The sequence below is a fragment of the Mesorhizobium sp. U510 genome (genome assembly GCF_059180695.1).
Map to the genome: position 1 here is coordinate 1,108,477 of NZ_CP180532.1, position 16,262 is coordinate 1,124,738.

16 protein-coding genes are annotated in these 16,262 nt (G+C 64.0%); 7 read left to right on the top strand and 9 right to left on the bottom strand.

Annotation, left to right across the window (positions count from 1 at the left end; genetic code table 11):
- Window positions 1-109 precede the first annotated feature (109 nt).
- From ACLGL5_RS07400 to ACLGL5_RS07410, 3 genes are read right to left on the bottom strand one after another with little or no spacing between them, the layout of a single operon-like run.
- Entirely contained in the window at window positions 110-1,657 is a 1,548-nt protein-coding gene (locus ACLGL5_RS07400) for a DHA2 family efflux MFS transporter permease subunit (RefSeq protein ID WP_038651159.1), read from the bottom strand.
- The gene (locus tag ACLGL5_RS07405) at window positions 1,654-2,955 is read right to left on the bottom strand and encodes an HlyD family secretion protein (RefSeq protein ID WP_494372890.1); all 1,302 of its coding nucleotides are present in this window, start codon (window positions 2,953-2,955) and stop codon (window positions 1,654-1,656) included. Before ACLGL5_RS07405 ends, ACLGL5_RS07400 begins: the two co-directional genes overlap by 4 nt.
- On the bottom strand, window positions 2,948-3,271 hold the full coding sequence (locus tag ACLGL5_RS07410) for a hypothetical protein (RefSeq protein ID WP_069090675.1): 324 nt from the start codon (window positions 3,269-3,271) through the stop codon (window positions 2,948-2,950). The genes ACLGL5_RS07405 and ACLGL5_RS07410 overlap by 8 nt, the downstream gene beginning before the upstream one ends.
- A gap of 178 nt (window positions 3,272-3,449) precedes the next feature.
- Between ACLGL5_RS07410 and ACLGL5_RS07415 the strand changes: the two genes are divergently transcribed.
- The 3 genes from ACLGL5_RS07415 to yihA all read left to right on the top strand — a co-directional run bounded on the left by ACLGL5_RS07415 (window position 3,450) and on the right by yihA (window position 5,179).
- A complete protein-coding gene (locus tag ACLGL5_RS07415; protein ID WP_019862430.1) occupies window positions 3,450-3,764 on the top strand; it encodes a hypothetical protein in 315 nt (104 codons plus the stop codon).
- A gap of 120 nt (window positions 3,765-3,884) precedes the next feature.
- A complete protein-coding gene (locus ACLGL5_RS07420; protein WP_069090676.1) occupies window positions 3,885-4,523 on the top strand; it encodes a CatB-related O-acetyltransferase in 639 nt (212 codons plus the stop codon).
- On the top strand, window positions 4,520-5,179 hold the full coding sequence (gene yihA / locus ACLGL5_RS07425) for a ribosome biogenesis GTP-binding protein YihA/YsxC (protein WP_019862432.1): 660 nt from the start codon (window positions 4,520-4,522) through the stop codon (window positions 5,177-5,179). Before ACLGL5_RS07420 ends, yihA begins: the two co-directional genes overlap by 4 nt.
- A gap of 96 nt (window positions 5,180-5,275) precedes the next feature.
- On the opposite strand, the gene ACLGL5_RS07430 is transcribed toward yihA, so the two are convergent.
- Window positions 5,276-6,010, bottom strand: coding sequence for a TetR/AcrR family transcriptional regulator (locus ACLGL5_RS07430; protein ID WP_494372891.1), 735 nt, complete (start codon window positions 6,008-6,010; stop codon window positions 5,276-5,278).
- A 128-nt stretch (window positions 6,011-6,138) separates the two neighbouring features.
- Here ACLGL5_RS07430 and ACLGL5_RS07435 point away from each other — a divergent pair, with 128 nt between their 5' ends.
- Entirely contained in the window at window positions 6,139-7,326 is a 1,188-nt protein-coding gene (locus ACLGL5_RS07435) for an HlyD family secretion protein (protein WP_494372892.1), read from the top strand.
- 72 nt (window positions 7,327-7,398) lie between these two features.
- Entirely contained in the window at window positions 7,399-8,994 is a 1,596-nt protein-coding gene (locus tag ACLGL5_RS07440; protein ID WP_069090679.1) for a DHA2 family efflux MFS transporter permease subunit, read from the top strand.
- Window positions 8,995-9,167: 173 nt separating this feature from the next.
- Here the strand turns inward: ACLGL5_RS07440 and msrB are convergent, their stop codons facing one another.
- From msrB to ACLGL5_RS07460, 4 genes are all read right to left on the bottom strand, one after another.
- A complete protein-coding gene (msrB, locus tag ACLGL5_RS07445) occupies window positions 9,168-9,671 on the bottom strand; it encodes a peptide-methionine (R)-S-oxide reductase MsrB (protein ID WP_019862438.1) in 504 nt (167 codons plus the stop codon).
- A gap of 209 nt (window positions 9,672-9,880) precedes the next feature.
- Window positions 9,881-10,438, bottom strand: coding sequence for a fasciclin domain-containing protein (locus ACLGL5_RS07450; RefSeq protein WP_069093235.1), 558 nt, complete (start codon window positions 10,436-10,438; stop codon window positions 9,881-9,883).
- 225 nt (window positions 10,439-10,663) lie between these two features.
- Complete coding sequence (locus tag ACLGL5_RS07455; RefSeq protein ID WP_027047605.1) at window positions 10,664-11,386, bottom strand: anti-sigma factor; 723 nt, start codon at window positions 11,384-11,386, stop codon at window positions 10,664-10,666.
- Window positions 11,383-11,922, bottom strand: coding sequence for a sigma-70 family RNA polymerase sigma factor (locus tag ACLGL5_RS07460; protein ID WP_019862441.1), 540 nt, complete (start codon window positions 11,920-11,922; stop codon window positions 11,383-11,385). Before ACLGL5_RS07460 ends, ACLGL5_RS07455 begins: the two co-directional genes overlap by 4 nt.
- 137 nt (window positions 11,923-12,059) lie before the next feature.
- Here ACLGL5_RS07460 and ACLGL5_RS07465 point away from each other — a divergent pair, with 137 nt between their 5' ends.
- Window positions 12,060-13,556, top strand: coding sequence for an amidase (locus ACLGL5_RS07465; protein WP_069090680.1), 1,497 nt, complete (start codon window positions 12,060-12,062; stop codon window positions 13,554-13,556).
- Window positions 13,557-13,718: 162 nt separating this feature from the next.
- On the top strand, window positions 13,719-14,612 hold the full coding sequence (gene argB / locus ACLGL5_RS07470) for an acetylglutamate kinase (RefSeq protein ID WP_038651183.1): 894 nt from the start codon (window positions 13,719-13,721) through the stop codon (window positions 14,610-14,612).
- Window positions 14,613-14,618: 6 nt separating this feature from the next.
- Here argB and bchE read toward each other — a convergent pair whose 3' ends face one another.
- Complete coding sequence (gene bchE, locus ACLGL5_RS07475) at window positions 14,619-16,184, bottom strand: magnesium-protoporphyrin IX monomethyl ester anaerobic oxidative cyclase (RefSeq protein ID WP_038651186.1); 1,566 nt, start codon at window positions 16,182-16,184, stop codon at window positions 14,619-14,621.
- Window positions 16,185-16,262: the final 78 nt, after the last annotated feature.

The following is a 16,262-nucleotide window of genomic DNA, read 5'->3' on the forward strand; positions in this document are numbered from 1 at the left end:
GTTCTCGGCGAGGCCGGGGTCCTGTAGTCCCTCACAGGGCCCCGGTTTCCTTATACGTACCGTGAAGACGCTTGGCTTCAGCGATCGAACTTCGACCGCTTCCAGCCCATCATTCCATCACGGCACTATGGTCGACCTTTGCCGGCGTGCCTGGCTTGCGCAGCAAGAGTACCAGCGGGATGGCGGCCAGCGACAGGATCATCATCAGCTTGAAGTCGTCTATATAGCTGATAACGGTCGCCTGCAGCGTTACCACGCCGTCCAGTGCTGCGCGACCGGCGGCGGTGTAGGGGTTCATCGCCTGCGCGATCGCCGGATTGCCGAATGCCTGGTTGAAGGGCGTCACATATGTGGCGATGTTGGCATGGTTGATCTGCACGTTCTGCGTCAGGAGCGCGGTGACCACCGAGATGCCGACGCTGGAGCCGATATTTCGCGACAAATTGTAAAGCCCGGTGCCTTCCGCCCGCCGTTCCGGCGCCAGCGTGGCGAAGGTGATGGTGGTCAGCGGCACGAACAGGAAGCCGAGCCCCGCACCCTGGATGAAGCCGGTGCTGATGATCGTCCATTGCGAGACATCGGGCGTCCAGCCGGTCATGTCGTACATCGCCCAGGCGGTGATCGCGAGGCCGATGAACAGCAGCCAGCGTGTGTCCACCTTGCCGACCAGCCTGCCGACCAGGAACATGCACGCCATCGTGCCGAGGCCGCGCGGACCCATGACGATGCCGGCCGTCACCACCGGATAGCCCATCAGCGTCTGTAGATAGGGTGTCATCAGCGCCAGCGAGGCGAGATAGGTGATGCCGACGATGAAGATGAAGATCATGCCGACGGCGAAATTCCGGTCCAGGAACAGCCGCGGGTTCACGAAGGTGTTCTTGGCGGTGAAGGTGTGGACGAGGAAGATGTAGAAGGCCGACGCGCAGATCAGCGCCTCGACGATGATCTCGGATGAGGAGAACCAGTTGAGCTGCTCGCCGCGGTCGAGAAACATTTGCAGCGCCGCGATGGTGATGCTGAGCATGCCGAAACCCAGCCAGTCGAGCTTTGCCTTGATGTCCAGCTTGGTTTCGAGCACGAACAGCGATACGCCGGCGAAAGCCAGCGCTCCGATCGGCACGTTGATGTAGAACACCCAGCGCCAGGAGACGTTCTCGGTCAGCCAGCCGCCGATGACCGGGCCCAACACCGGCCCGACCATCACCGACACGCCGAACAGCGCCATCGCCGAGCCCCGCTCCTCCACGCTGTAGATGTCGAGCAGGATGCTCTGCGACAGCGGCACCAGTGCGGCGCCGAACAGGCCCTGCAGCAGGCGGAAGCCGACGATCTGCGGCAGCGACTGCGCGAAGCCGCACAGCACCGAGGCGACCACGAAGCCGGTGATCGAGGTCAACAGGATGCGCTTGCGGCCGAAGCGGTTGGCAAGGTAGCCCGAAGGCGGCGTCATGACGGCGGCCGCGACGATATAGGAGGTCAGCACCCAATTGATCTGATCGGCGCTGGCCGAAACGCTGCCCTGTATGTAGGGCAGCGCCACATTGGCGATGGTCGTGTCCAGCGCCTGCATGATGACCGCCAGGATCACGCAAGCCGTGATGGCGCCGCGATTGGCGACCACCGGTGTGGCACCTGCCGCGGTCGCGCTGGTCATGATTTTTGTCCGAACCGGTCGATGAGGTTGGTGACGAAGTCCGGCAGGCCGCGCGCATGGCCGGTCTCGACGTCGACCACCACGCTCATGCCGCCGCGCAGCGGCGGCTTGCCCTTGGTGTCATCGACCGTCACGCGCATCGGGATGCGCTGCACGACCTTGACCCAGTTGCCGGTGGTGTTCTGCGCCGGCAGCAGCGAGAAGCTCGACGACGAGGCCGGGCTGATCGAGGCAACCGTGCCGTGCCAGACGGCGCCTGGATAGGTGTCGACACTGATCGTCGCCGTCTGTCCCGGCCGCACATAGGTCAGTTCGGTTTCCTTCGGCTCCGCCTCGATCCACAGATCCGTCGACGAAACCAGGCTGAAGGCCGGTTGCGAGGCCGGCAGATATTTGCCGACCTGAAGCGCATCGACATTGGTGACGACACCGTCGAACGGCGCCTTGACCACGAAATCGGCGAGGTTGCGCTGCGCATCGTCGACGCCCGACTGGGCCTGCAGGTAGAACGGGTTCTTTTCCACCGGCTGGTTGGCGTCGCCGCCCAGCTGGGCAAGCGTGGCCTGCGCCTGCGCCTTGGCGACGGCCACTTTCTGGCGCGCCGCGACGAGGTCGTGCTGGGCGCTATCGAAAGACGCCTTGGAGGCGGTGGAGGTCTTGAGAAGGTCCTGCTGCCGCTGGAAGGCGGCCTCGTAATAGGGAATGTCGGCTTGCGCCTGTTCGATCTGCGACAGCGACTGCTGGTAGCTCGCCTGCAGGGTCAGCACCTGGTTGCGCACCGTCCCGAGCTGGGCCTGGGCGGCGGCAAGAGCGGTTTCGAAGGAGGCCGGCCGCAGGCGGAACAGCACGTCGCCCTTCTTCACCACCTGGTTCTCGTGTACGTCGATCTCCTGCACGGTGCCGGAGACGTCGGTGGACACACCGAGCGACTGGGCCTGGATGTAGGCATTGTCGGTCGTCATCACCTGGCCGCCGGTCACGTAGTGATAGCCGCCTACGGCGAGCGCGATGGGAAGCAAGGCAAACAGCACCGGCCGCTTCAGACTGCGCTTCGGCTTGGCTGGGGCAGCAGGGGGAGGGGCAACGGCGATAGGAGCCGGCTGCGGCTGCGGCTCCTTGGTCGGCGCCTCGAGTGCCGCCGGCTGCAGCGCAACCGGCGCTTCCAGCTCGTCATTGTCGATGACGACATTGGCACGCCTCTGTTCGCGCTCGCTGTCCAGCCGGATGATCTGGTCGCCGGGGCGACCCGTGGCGGGGTCGTTTTCGGCAGGCTTCTTGGGGGATGTTGATTCAGCCATGGACTTTCTCCCGGTCGCCGGCTGGCTGGGCGCGAGCCGCGAGCAGATTGGATTTGATAAAGTTTGGGGTTTGCAGCCGATGCTGCCGTGTTTCTTCAGGAGAAGGGCCGGCGAAGGCCTCGTCTCGCGTTCTCCGGCCGTTGCCGCGCATGATCTCGAGCAGCCGGCGGACCAGCGGGGCCAGGTAAGGCAGCCAGGCCAGCACCTGCGATTGGGGACGGCTCAGCGCCGACGCCCGCAAACGCTGCTCGAACCGCGTTCGAAGCAGGCGCGCGACGTTGTGCAGCACGAAGCTGATATGGGGCGAGGAGGACATGGGAAGAGATCGGGATCTACGGACAAGTTTTCGTGAGCATGCTTATTATCATCATGCACATAATCCCGCTGGACGGCGCGTGCAAGACGGACTAAGCCGCGTTGGCCAAAAATCGCATGGGCCACGACACGGAAGAGGCGCCCCTGCGGCGCGAATTTTTCCGGCAAGGATTTCGACGATGAACTGGATTAGGATCGCAGCCGTGACGGCTCTCGTCGGGTGTCCCGGCATCGCGGTTGCAAAGGAGGCGGTGAGCTGCGGCGGCGCCGCCATGCTGGGTGGCGCGCAGCTGAACTGCAGCCACGTCGAACCCGCGGCACCGCCGCAATTCTGCACGTTTAGCTGGGCTCTCCACACCATGGCGGGCGACCAGAAGGTCGTCGAAGGCACGTTCCTGCTGCCGCCAGGTGCGGCCAACGTCACCGTCTACCAGGGCAGCGGTTTCGACAGCGCGCTGTCCAATCCGATCGTGATCTGCCGCGGCGACAAATGAGCCTGGCACGCACGGAAGACTCGCACCCCGGCCGATTGGTGCTATAGGGCGGATCACGTTATTTTGACCAGGCGCCTCCGGTTCGGATGCGCCTGTCTGCCAATTCCCGGAAGACCCGACATGGACGGACCCAACCCCGACATCAAGCACCCGATCCCGATGCACACGCGCGTCGGCTTCCTGAAGCCGCTGGTGACGGAGCCGAACATCGAGATCGGCGACTTCACCTATTATGACGACCCGGACGGACCGGACAAATTCGCGCAGAAATGCGTGCTGCACCACTATCCCTTCATCGGCGACAAGCTCATCATCGGCAAGTTCTGCGCCATCGCCGAAGGCGCGCGCTTCATCATGAACGGCGCCAACCACGCAATGTCCGGCTTTTCCACCTATCCGTTCAACATTTTCGGCCATGGCTGGGAAAAAGGCTTTGACCCGGCGACATGGTCGAAGGAGGTGCGCGGCGACACGGTAGTCGGCAGCGATGTCTGGATCGGCATGGAGGCGGTTATCCTGCCCGGCGTGGAAATCGGCCATGGCGCCATCATCGCCGCCAAATCCGTGGTGACGCATGATGTGCCGCCCTATGCCATTGTCACCGGCAACGCCGCCAAGGTGGTGAAGATGCGTTTCGACGACAGGACGATCAGGCGGTTGCTGGCACTGGCATGGTGGCATTGGCCCGTGGACAAGATCGGCCGCAACCTCGATGCCATCAGGGGCGCCGATATCTCTCTTCTGGAGGCAGCAGCTTGAACGCTCTGAACAGCACTGTGATCACCACCGACCTGTTCACGCGCGGGTGGATCTTCATCCGCGGCGTGCCGGCCATGAAGTTCCTGCCGCCGGAAGGGCCGCCGGAAATCGCCTTTGCCGGCCGCTCCAATGTCGGCAAATCGTCGCTGATCAACGCCCTGGTCAACCAGAAGGGGCTGGCGCGCACCTCCAACACGCCGGGGCGCACGCAGGAATTGAATTATTTCGTGCCGGACGGATTTTCCGGCGAGGGCGCTGACCTGCCGCCGATGGCGCTGGTCGACATGCCGGGCTACGGCTACGCCACCGCGCCCAAGGAGAAAGTCGACGAGTGGACCAAGCTGGTCTTCGACTATCTCAAGGGCCGGGTCACGCTGAAGCGGGTCTATGTGCTGATCGACGCCCGCCATGGCATCAAGGCCAAGGACGACGAGGTGCTGTCGCTGCTCGACAAGGCGGCGGTGTCCTACCAGATCGTGCTGACCAAGACCGACAAGATCAAGGTCGCCGGCGTGCCGCGGCTGATCGAGGAGACGCTGCAAAAGATCAAGAAACGGCCGGCGGCGTTTCCGTTCGTCCTGGCGACGTCATCGGAAAAGGGCGAGGGGCTGGAGGAATTGCAGGCCGCCATCGTGCTTGCCGCCAATGGCGGCTAGAGCAATTCCAGGAAAAGTGTGAGCGGTTTTCCCTTGGGAATTGCGTCAAACTAAGAGTCAGAGTGGTTCGCCGTTTCCATGAAACGGTGAAACGCTCTAGGCCTTTGCCTCCAGCGCAATCATATGGTGGCTTTCTTCCTCCGCGAGCCGTTCGGTGCCATAGTTCTTCAGGAACATGCCGACGCCCGACCTGACGATGTGGTCGATCTCTTCGTCGCTCGGAGCCTTGGTGCGGTAGGCGAAGATGCACTGCCGGAAGAGGCCGGCCAGGCACAGTTCGGTAAACTGGTAGGCGGCAAGATCGACATCGTCGATCTTGAGCAGGCCGCGTTCGATGGCGGCATTGAGAAACTCCACCACCTTGTCATGGCCGCGTTTGGGGCCGCGTTCGTAAAACCGCGCGCCCATGTCGGGGATCCTGTCGGAGGCGCCGATCACCGTGCGTTGCGCCTGGATGACCCTGGCCGAGGTGATCTTCATCGACAGCACCTTGCCGAACTTCACCAGGGTCTGGCGCAGATCGTCGGCGCGGTCGAGCATGTCGTACATATTCTTGAAGATGGTGCCGCGCTCTTCCTCGATCAGCGCTTCGAACAGCTCTTCCTTGTTGGCGAAGTAGACATAGATGGTGCCCTTCGAAACGCCGGCCTCGCGCGTGATGTCGTTCATCGAGGCGGCCTCGAAGCCCTTGTCTATGAAGACTCGGCGGGCGCCGTCGATGATCTGGCTGCGCTTGGCCGGATCCTGTCCGGCCGCCGGGCGGCCGCGGCGCAGGCTTTCCAGCAGGTCGTTGCAGTTGTCGGTTTCGACGTCAGGCGTTGTCTCGGCCATAAAAGTCACACCTCGAAAATAATTCGAACCAACCGGTTCGATTGCCCCTTGATATGGTCCTCTTTTCACGCTATGTCAACGGCCGGATCGAACCGAACGGTTCAGTATTATTACTTTAGAGAGATGTCATGTCCTCGAACGCGCCCAACACAGCCGAAGTCCGCCCCTTCCCCAACGCCAAGGTCGCTCCGGCGACGGAAGCACCGGAGATTCCCGTCCTGCCCGTGGCACCGCCGCCGGCGGCCGAAGCTCAAGCCAAGAAGAAGCGCTCGGTGCGTTCCTTCCTGTTGCCGATCATCGGCCTTGCCCTCCTGAGCGGTGGCGCCTGGTACGGTTATGACTACTGGACCACGGGCCGTTTCATGATCTCGACCGACGATGCCTATGTCCAGGCCGACATGGCGTTCGTTTCGCCCAAGATCTCCGGCTATGTCGATCAGGTCAAGGTCAGCGAGAACCAGCTGGTCAAGGCCGGCGACCCGCTGCTGACGATCGACGATGGCGACTACAAGATCGCCGTTGCCCAGGCCGAAGCGCAGATCGCCACATTGTCCAAGACGCTCGACCGCATCGACGCGCAGACCAAGGCGGCGCAGGCCTCCCTGCAGCAGGCCCAGGCGCAGAAGGTTGCAGACCAGGCCGCGGCCGACAACGCCGCCCGTGCCCAGCAGCGCGCCGCGCAACTGGTCAAGACGCATGTCGGCACGCAGGCGCAACTGGACGATGCCCAGACTGCGCTCGACCAGGCCAATGCCGCGTTGGTTGGCGCCGATGCGCAGATCGCCGCTGCACAGGCCAATATCGGCGTGTTCGAGGCGCAGCGCGCCGAGTTGGCGAGCACGCTCGCTTCGCTGCAGCTCAGCCGCGACAAGGCCGCGCGCGACCTGTCCTTCACCGTGCTCAAGGCGCCTTATGACGGCGTCGTCGGCAACCGCTCGGTCGAGCAGGGCGATCTTGTCAGCCCCGGCCAGAAGCTCGCCGTCGTCGTGCCGTTGGACAAGCTCTACATCGTCGCCAACTTCAAGGAGACGCAGCTTGCCCGGCTGGTTCCGGGCGAAAAGGTCAACATCTCGGTCGACGCCATCGACGGCCATCCCATCCAGGGAACCGTCTCGTCGCTCGCTCCGGCTTCAGGCGCGGTCTTCTCGCTCCTGCCGCCGGAAAACGCCACCGGCAACTTCACCAAGGTTGTGCAGCGCGTCCCGGTCCGCATCGACGTGCCGGCCGATGCCCTGAAGACCGGCAAGCTGCGTGCTGGCCTCAGCGTTGTCGTCAACGTTGACAGCCGCACCGCACCTGCCGCGACGACCAACTAAGCGCTTTCGGAGGGTGGCTCGGCGGCTGATGAAGCGCTGGGCCGCCCGGCCGGCCTCAAGGAGGCCCATGAAATGGCAACCGCTACCATCACCGCAGGATCGCCGCCGGCAAGACCGGCGGTCCCTGACACCATCTCCACACGCCGCGTCATCGCCTTCCTGGCGATGGTGTTCGGCATGTTCATGGCGATCCTGGACATCCAGATCGTCTCGGCTTCGCTGGCCGAGATCCAGGCGGGCCTCAGCGCCAGCTCCGATGAAATTCCGTGGGTGCAGACGGCCTATCTGATTGCCGAGGTGGTCATGATCCCGCTGTCGGGCTTCCTCAGCCGCATGCTGTCGACGCGCGTGCTGTTCACCATCGCCGCCGCCGGCTTCACCGCGGCCAGCGCGCTTGCCGCGACCGCCACCAACATCGACCAGATGATCGTCTACCGCGCCGTGCAGGGCTTCATCGGCGGCGGCATGATCCCGAGCGTCTTTGCCGCGGCCTTCACCATCTTCCCGCCTTCCAAGCGCGCCGTCGTCTCGCCGATGATCGGCCTGGTGGCGACGCTGGCGCCGACCATCGGCCCGACCGTCGGCGGCTATATCAGCCACGCCTTTTCATGGCACTGGCTGTTCCTGGTCAATGTCGTGCCCGGCATCCTGGTGGCGAGCGCCGCCTGGGCGCTGATCGATTTCGACAAGCCCAATCTCAAGCTGTTCAACAAGTTCGACTGGTGGGGCCTCGCCGGAATGGCGGCCTTCCTCGGCTGTATGGAATATGTGCTGGAAGAGGGTCCGAACAATGACTGGCTGCAGGACCAGGGCGTGTTCATCTGCGCCATTGTCATGAGCGTCGGCGCGGTGATCTTCTTCTGGCGTGTCTTCACCGCCGAGGAGCCGATCGTCGACCTCCGGGCCTTCAGCAACGTCAACTTTGCCTTCGGCTCGCTGTTTTCCTTCGTCATCGGCATCGGCCTCTACGGCCTGACCTATCTCTATCCGGTCTTCCTCGGCCGTATCCGCGGCTATGATTCGATGATGATCGGCGAGGCGCTGTTCGTCAGCGGCCTGGCGATGTTCGTCACCGCGCCGATCTCCGGCATCCTGTCGAGCAAGATGGACTTGCGGCTGATGATGATGATCGGCTTCTTCGGCTTCGCCACCGGCACCTGGTGGATGACGCATCTGACCGCCGACTGGGATTTCTACGAACTGCTCATCCCGCAGATCCTGCGCGGTTGTTCGATGATGCTGTGCATGGTGCCGATCAACAACATCGCGCTCGGCACCTTGCCGCCCGACCGGCTGAAGAACGCGTCCGGCCTGTTCAACCTCACCCGCAACCTCGGCGGCGCCGTCGGCCTTGCCCTCATCAACACCGTGCTGATCGACCGCAACGCCTTCCACTATGCGAGGCTCGCAGAGCATGTGCAGTGGGGCAGTGCCGCCGCGCAGACCAAGCTGCAGAACATGACGCTGAACTTCGAACAGACCACTGGCCTGGATGCGGCCAGCGCGGCGATCTCCAAGCTGTCGGGCATGGTCCAGCAGCAGGCGGCGCTGCTGTCCTTCATGGACGTGTTCTACATGCTGACGGTGCTGTTCGCGACGCTCGGCCTGTTCACGATGCTGATCAACAAGCCGGCCGCGCCCGGTGGTGGCGGAGGTGGCGGGCACTAAGCAATTCCAGGAAAAGTGTGAAGCGGTTTTCCCACAGGAATTGCGTCAAGACAGAAACACAGACGTGGGCAGCGGTTTCGGGAAGCTCCTCCAGTCCACGCCCGAAAAGCTCTGACCGCGCAAAAAACTCCGGGCCGCAAGACCCGGAGTTTTTCGTTTCCGGTCGAATTTCGTCAGGCCGTGGCCGGCTTGAAGGTCAGCGCCACGCCGTTGATGCAGTGGCGCAGGCCGGTCGGCGCCGGACCGTCGTCGAAGACGTGGCCGAGATGGCCGCCGCAGCGGCGGCAATGCACCTCGGTGCGGGTCATGCCGAGCGACCTGTCCTCGGTCTTGCCGATGCCGTTGGCGATCTCCTGCCAGAAGCTCGGCCAGCCGGTGCCGGAATCGAATTTCGTCTCAGAGGGGTAGACCGGCAGGTCGCAGCCGGCACAGGCGAAGATACCCTTGCGGTGCTCGTTGAGCAGCGGGCTGGTGCCCGGATATTCCGTGCCTTGCTTGCGCAGCACGTCGAAGGCGGCAGGCGACAGGATGGCTTTCCACTCGTCATCCGTCTTGGTGATCTCGAATTTTTCGGCCGCCAGCGCGGGCTGCGGAGCGCCCATGCGCAGCATGGTTGCGGCGGCCCCGACGACGCCAAGGGCGGCGGCACCGCTCAAAAGAAAGTCGCGACGGTTCATGACCATTCCTCCGGTTGTTCCTTTTGCCAAACTATACCGCCACGCCAAAATCAAAAGCCGGTGACGGTTGCCCCCAAACGACACTCCGCGCCGTTCCACAGTTGGCTGTGGGCGGCGCGGAGCGTGCGTGTCGATTGCGGATCAGGGGAGCGGGACGACGCAATCGGCGGAGAGCTCTTGCCGCAGGTTCGTCCGCGGCTGGCCCCTTGTTACATCTTCGGCAAAAGAACCTTGTCGATGACGTGGATGACACCGTTGGACTGCTCGACATCGGCGATCGTCACATTGGCGACATTGCCGTTCTCGTCGGTAACGGTGACCTTGCCGCCCTCGGCCTTCAGGGAAAGCTCGCAGCCGCCGACCGTCTTGACCTTGTGCGTGCCGCCGTCGGCCTTGGCCATCGAGGCCACATCCGCCGCCATCGCCTTGGCGCCGATGACATGGCAGGTCAGGACCTTCGTCAGCTTGTCCTTGTTCTCGGGCTTGAGCAGTGTGTCGACCGTGCCGGCCGGCAGTGCCGCGAAGGCCTCGTTGGTCGGCGCGAAGACGGTGAACGGACCGGCGCCCTGCAGCGTGTCGACCAGGCCGGCCGCCTTGACGGCGGCGACCAGCGTGGTGTGGTCCTTCGAATTGACGGCGTTCTCGACGATGTTCTTCTGGGCATACATGGCGGCGCCGCCGACCATTGGGTTTTCGGCATAGGCGGCGGTGGCAAGCGCGGAAACAGCGATCGCACCGGCAAGCAAAAGGGTGGCGTATCTACGCATGATGTTCAAACTCCTCGGTTTTCTCTTCCCATTTTTGGGGACGCGAGGAGATACGCAACACAAACGCGCGAGTTTCAGAATATTTTTGGATTTTTGAATTTTTCGCTCGGGCAAAGAGATTTTATGGCGCACCTTCTTACCGGCACGCACACCTATTTTAGGCAGGTGTTACATAAGATATATTTGGGAAATTGCGGAAACGGATTCGCTGCGAGATGCAGCAGGTCAGATGCCCTTCAGGTCGCCAGCGGCAACCACCGGTCCGGTCGGTTGTCCCGTCGGCGAGCCGCCGGCCGGTTCCAGGCTGACGGCCAGCACCGCGCCCTGCGCCAGCTTCTGCTGCGTGGCGGGCGAGACCCCGATATGCGCGGTCGCGCCGGCCGGGATGACGCCCATCGAGACCGGTGCGTTCTTGCCTTCGATCATCCAAAGTTCGAAGTCCTTGCCGGAAGCAAGCGTGCCGGAAACGTGCGAAAGGCTGACGTCATGCCGCTCGGAATCATAGACGGCGAGATATTTTACATCGCTGCCGTCGGCCGCCAGCGAGGCGACAAGCCGCGCCTGCGGCTGTTCGGCCGGCCGATTGACATAGGGCACGGCGATATAGAGAGCCAGCGCTGCAACAGCAGCGACGGCAAGGCCGCGCCAGAAGGCGAGGCTGGACCACAGGCCGGCACGGGCCTCGGCCGGAGTGGCGGCGGTCGATGCAAACAGCCGGCGGTCGACAGCCGCCTTCACCGAAGCCGGCGGCTCGACCTCGGCATAGGCTGATGCCAGCGGCGACAGGCGAACCTCCCAGCCATCGACGAGCCGCGCGAAATCGGTGTCGGTGTCGACGCGCCTGGACGCGATCTGCCGCTCTTCTGCCGGCAGAACGCCGAGAACGTATTCGGCGGCGAACAGCTCGTCGCCTCCACGTTCCGGTCCGTTGTCCTCTGCCAGTGTCATCTTTCCAGACATTCTCTCAGTTTCATCAGGCTGCGGCGCAGCCAGGTACGCATCGTGTTCAGCGGCACGCCGTGGCGCTCCGCCAGTTCGGCATAGCTTTCGCCCTTGAGATAAGCGCCCCGGACGGCCGCCGCCCGGTCCTTCTCCAGCTCCTCGAGACAATGATGGATGCGTACGGATTCGTCGCCCGCCACCACCATCGCTTCAGGTCCCGGTGCCGGATCGGCCACCTCGAGCGCGGCATCGATATCGGCGGCAGGCTTGCGCCGTGCCCTGACGCGATCGATCGCGTGGTTGCGGGCGATTGCCACCAGCCAGGAGATCGGGCTCAGATCGGAGACGGCAAAACGATCCGCCTTCGTCCATATCTTCACGAAGACTTCCTGCAGCGCTTCTTCAGCATCTCCTCGGTCGTTCAATACACGAAGGCACACGCCGAAAAGTTTCGCGCTGGTCTGCCGGTAGAGCAGATCGAACGCTGCCCGATCCTTCATCGAAGTCCGGACGATCAGCTTGGTGATGTCCTGCGGCGTCATGTGCGCCAAGTTAGGCGATTGCGTTGTATTTGCAACGCTGGAAATATTCCGTGCACCTAAAGTCCGGCGTTCTGGCGCAGGCTTCGATTGCCAAGGGATCAGCCGCTGGCTAGCTTGGCGGGAACGGGGAGGCGCCGATGTCGGTCGAACGCATTCTGTGGCAAGAAGACGCCACCGGCCTCGCCGGTCTGGTGCGCAAGGGCGAACTGTCGGCGATCGAGTTGACCGAAGCGGCGATCGCGCGCGCCGAGGCCTCAAGGCCTGAAATCAATGCCACGGCCGAGCCGCTCTACGAGGCCGCGCGGGCGCGGGCGAAAACCATGGACCGCTCGCTGCCGCTGGCCGGCGTGCCCTTTGCCATCAAGGACCTCGGCATCGCCATCAAGGGTGTGCCCTCGCATGGCGGCAGCCGCATTCCGGCCTCGGTGCCCGACGTCAATTCGCTGATGACCGACCGCTACCTTGCCGCCGGGCTGATCCCGATCGTCACTTCGACTTCGCCGGAGCACGGGTTGCGGCTGATGACCGAATCCAAGGCCTTCGGCATCACCCGCAATCCCTGGAACACCGGCCACACCAGCGGCGGCTCATCGGGTGGCGCGGCGGCCCTCGTCGCTGCCGGCGTGGTGCCGGTGGCGCATGCCTCCGATGGCGGCGGCTCGATCCGCGTGCCTTCCGCCTGCACGGGCCTGGTCGGCCTCAAGACCTCGCGGGGTCGAATCCCGCTGACGCCGCTGGTCAGCGAAAGCTGGTACGGCATGGTGGTCGATCATGCCGTCACCCGCTCGGTGCGCGATAGCGCGCTGCTGCTCGACCTCACCCACGGTCCCGACTCCCTGTCGCCCTATGCGGCACTTCAGCCGAAGGGCACGTTCGCCGCCGCCGCCGCGCGAGATCCCGGCAAGCTCAGCCTGGCCGTCTACCGCAAGTCGCCGCTTGGCCTGCCGATCTCGGCCGAGACGATGAAAGCGCTCGACACGGCTGTGGCGCTTGCGCGCGAGGGCGGCCACACCACCGTGGAAATCGACCTGCCCTTCATCGGCCGCGATTTCATGGCCGACTTCTGCAGGACGGTTGCTTCCGCCGTCGCCGGCACGCTGCGGGCCGAAGCGCTGCGCGTCGGCCGTCCCGTCACCGGCGACGTCGAGCGCGCCACGCGGGTGCTCGGCCGGTTGGGCGAAATGGTCTCGGCCGGCGAAATCTATGCCGGCCTGCAGCGGCTACATGCCGCCTCGCGCCGGATGATCGAGGAAACCGCGCAATATGACGCTGTGCTGATGCCTGTTATCGCGCACCCGCCGCTCGCCTGCGGCGCCATGGACCCGAAAGGCACCGATGAGCTGGTCGAAAACCTTCTCGACAAGCTTCACCTGACGTCTTTGCTCAAGCTGAAACCCTTGTTCGGCCAGCTGATGGACAAGAGCCTTTTGTTCACGCACTGGCCGGCAATCCACAATGTCAGCGGCCAGCCGTCGATCGCGCTGCCCGTCCATGTCACCGAGGCCGGCCTGCCGCTCGGCATCCAGGCCGCCGGGCGCCCGGGCGACGAGGAGACGCTTTTGTCCTTCGCCGCGCAGATGGAGAAGCTTTCGGGTTGGCTGAAACGGCGGGCGCCGCTGATGGTGCCGTCATGATGACGAGGCCGTGAACGCGGCGAATATGACAGCAATGCCATTTGCCCCCCGGGCCAAATCCCGCTAAGACGCCGCCGTCTTTACCTGATGCATGTCGCCCAAAAGTGCCCGGCGGTTTTGGAGCAACGACATGCATAAACCAAAAAGCCAGGGAACCGCCCGATGACGGACATCGCCGCCACCGCCGAAATGCAGGCCGCCCTGCTGTCGCGCGCTTTGCCCTACATGCAGCGCTACGAACACAAGACCGTCGTGGTGAAATATGGCGGCCACGCCATGGGCGATATCGAGCTCGGCAAGGCCTTCGCCCGCGACATCGCGTTGCTGAAGCAGTCCGGCGTCAACCCGATCGTCGTTCACGGCGGCGGGCCGCAGATCGGCGCCATGCTGACCAAGATGGGCATCGAATCCAAGTTTGAGGGCGGCCTGCGCGTCACCGACCAGAAGACGGTCGAGATCGTCGAGATGGTGCTGGCCGGCTCGATCAACAAGGAGATCGTTGCGCTCATCAACGCCGAAGGCGAATGGGCGATCGGCCTCTGCGGCAAGGACGGCAACATGGTGTTCGCCGAAAAGGCGCGCAAGACCATGATCGACCCCGATTCCAACATCGAGCGCGTGCTCGATCTCGGCTTCGTCGGCGAGCCGGTCGAGGTCGACCGCACGCTGCTCGACCTCCTGGCCCGCTCCGAAATGATCCCGGTGCTGGCGCCGGTGGCGCCGGGCCGCGACGGCCACACCTACAACATCAACGCCGACACTTTCGCCGGCGCCATTGCCGGCGCCTGCAAGGCCTCGCGCCTTTTGTTCCTTACCGACGTGCCGGGCGTACTCGACAAGAACAAGAAGCTGATCGACGAATTGACCGTCGCCGAGGCCAGGGCGCTGATCAAGGACGGCACGGTCTCGGGCGGTATGATCCCCAAGGTCGAGACCTGCATCGAGGCGATCGAGCGCGGCGTCGAAGGCGTGGTCATCCTCAACGGCAAGACGCCGCATGCGGTGCTGCTCGAACTCTTCACCGAACACGGCGCCGGCACGCTGATCGTGCCTTAGTCGGCCTCAGCCGGCTAATCTTCTGGCCGGCAGCCCGCTATTTGTGGAGGCGGAAAGCTCCGGCTTGCGCGGCTGTCGCGCGACGATCATCGATTCCTCCTCCGCGTCCTGCGGCGCGCCCCAGAATTCGGCAAGCGTCGGACCGTCCTTCACCCTGCCATCACGGGCCAGGAAACCCCAGACCTCGCGAAACCAGACCCGGCGGCCCATCTTGGTGTACCAGCGCATCGAATGCCGTTGCTCGGGATCGGGGTGGAACAGGATGCGCGCCAGCGCCTTCGGCCGCGATTGCACGGCGAGCTCGATGAGCTTGACGCTGAAGAACAGCATCCACGGCTTCAGCCGCGTCATCTGCAGCACCTGGTGCTTGTAGTCCCACAGCCGGGCATCCTTCTGGATCACCTTGCGGTCGCGCGCGATGCGGAAGAACGGCGTCCAGCGATGCGGCGTTACATAGAGCGCCTGGATCTGGTCGGGGTCATAGGCGATGAGCTGGCGAAAGCCGCGCCACAGGTCGCGAAACCCCTCATCCTCGAAGCCGGCCACCCAGGTCGCCATCGACAATATGCCGTGCTTTCGCAGCAGCCTTATCGCCTCGCGGTCGGATGAGGTGCTGCCGCCCTTGCGGATCAATTGCAGCGTCTGCTCGTCGGTGTTCTCCATGCCGAGCAGCCAGCGGATGACACCGGCCTTGCGGTAGAGATGCAGGATGTCGGCGTCGCGCACGATGTCGTCGGCGCGGGTCGAGCCGACTATCAGCACCGGCACGTTCTCGGCGATCAGCGCGTCGAGAAAGGCGCGCCACGCCTTCTTCGAAACGGTCGGGTTCTCGTCGGCGAGGTTGATCAGTTTGACGCCGTGCTCGCGGTGCAGCCAGGCGATCTCCTTGGCGAATTTTACGGGATCGCGGTGCCGCCATCGGGTCCAGAAACCGCGCTGGCCGCAATAGTTGCACAGATGCGGACAGCCGCGCGAAAACTGCATCACCACGGCGCGCTTGCCGCCCCAGTAACTATATCGGCCGTGGTCGATCAGCTCCCAGCCGACGCGGTAAGCGTCGAGATCGGCGATGGTCATGGCGCCCTGCGTGGCAAAGGGACGGCGCAGATCGTCACGGAAGGCGATGCCGGCGACGCTCGCCGGCGGCTGGTGCATTTCCAGCGCCTCGACCAGCGCCACGACGGTCGCTTCGCCCTCGCCGCGCACGATGAAGTCGAAGACGTCGGTCGCCGCCAATATGTCGCGCCAGTGGTAGGTCGGGAAGACGCCGCCATAGATGACGATCGTCGCCGGCTCGCGCTGCTTGATCATTTTGGCGATCAGCAAGGCGGTCGGGTGCGCCGAGGTCGAGCCGGAATGGCCGATCAGGACGAAGTCCGGAAAGCAGTCCAGGGCGTCGCGCACCACCTTTTCGAGCGGCATCGGCCCGAGTTCGGCATCGACGAGCCGCAAATCATGGCCGGCATCGATCAGCGGGCCGCCGATCGCCAGCAGGCCAAGCGGCGGCAAATGATCGTCCGGCACCCGGCTGCCGATGGCTGTGTGCGGTGGATTGATCAGGACGATTTTCATGGCGGACCTCTTAGGCAGTTGGTCCGCATATGCTGGCCGGCGATCTAGCCGCCCAATTGGCCCGTTTCAGCAGTTTGC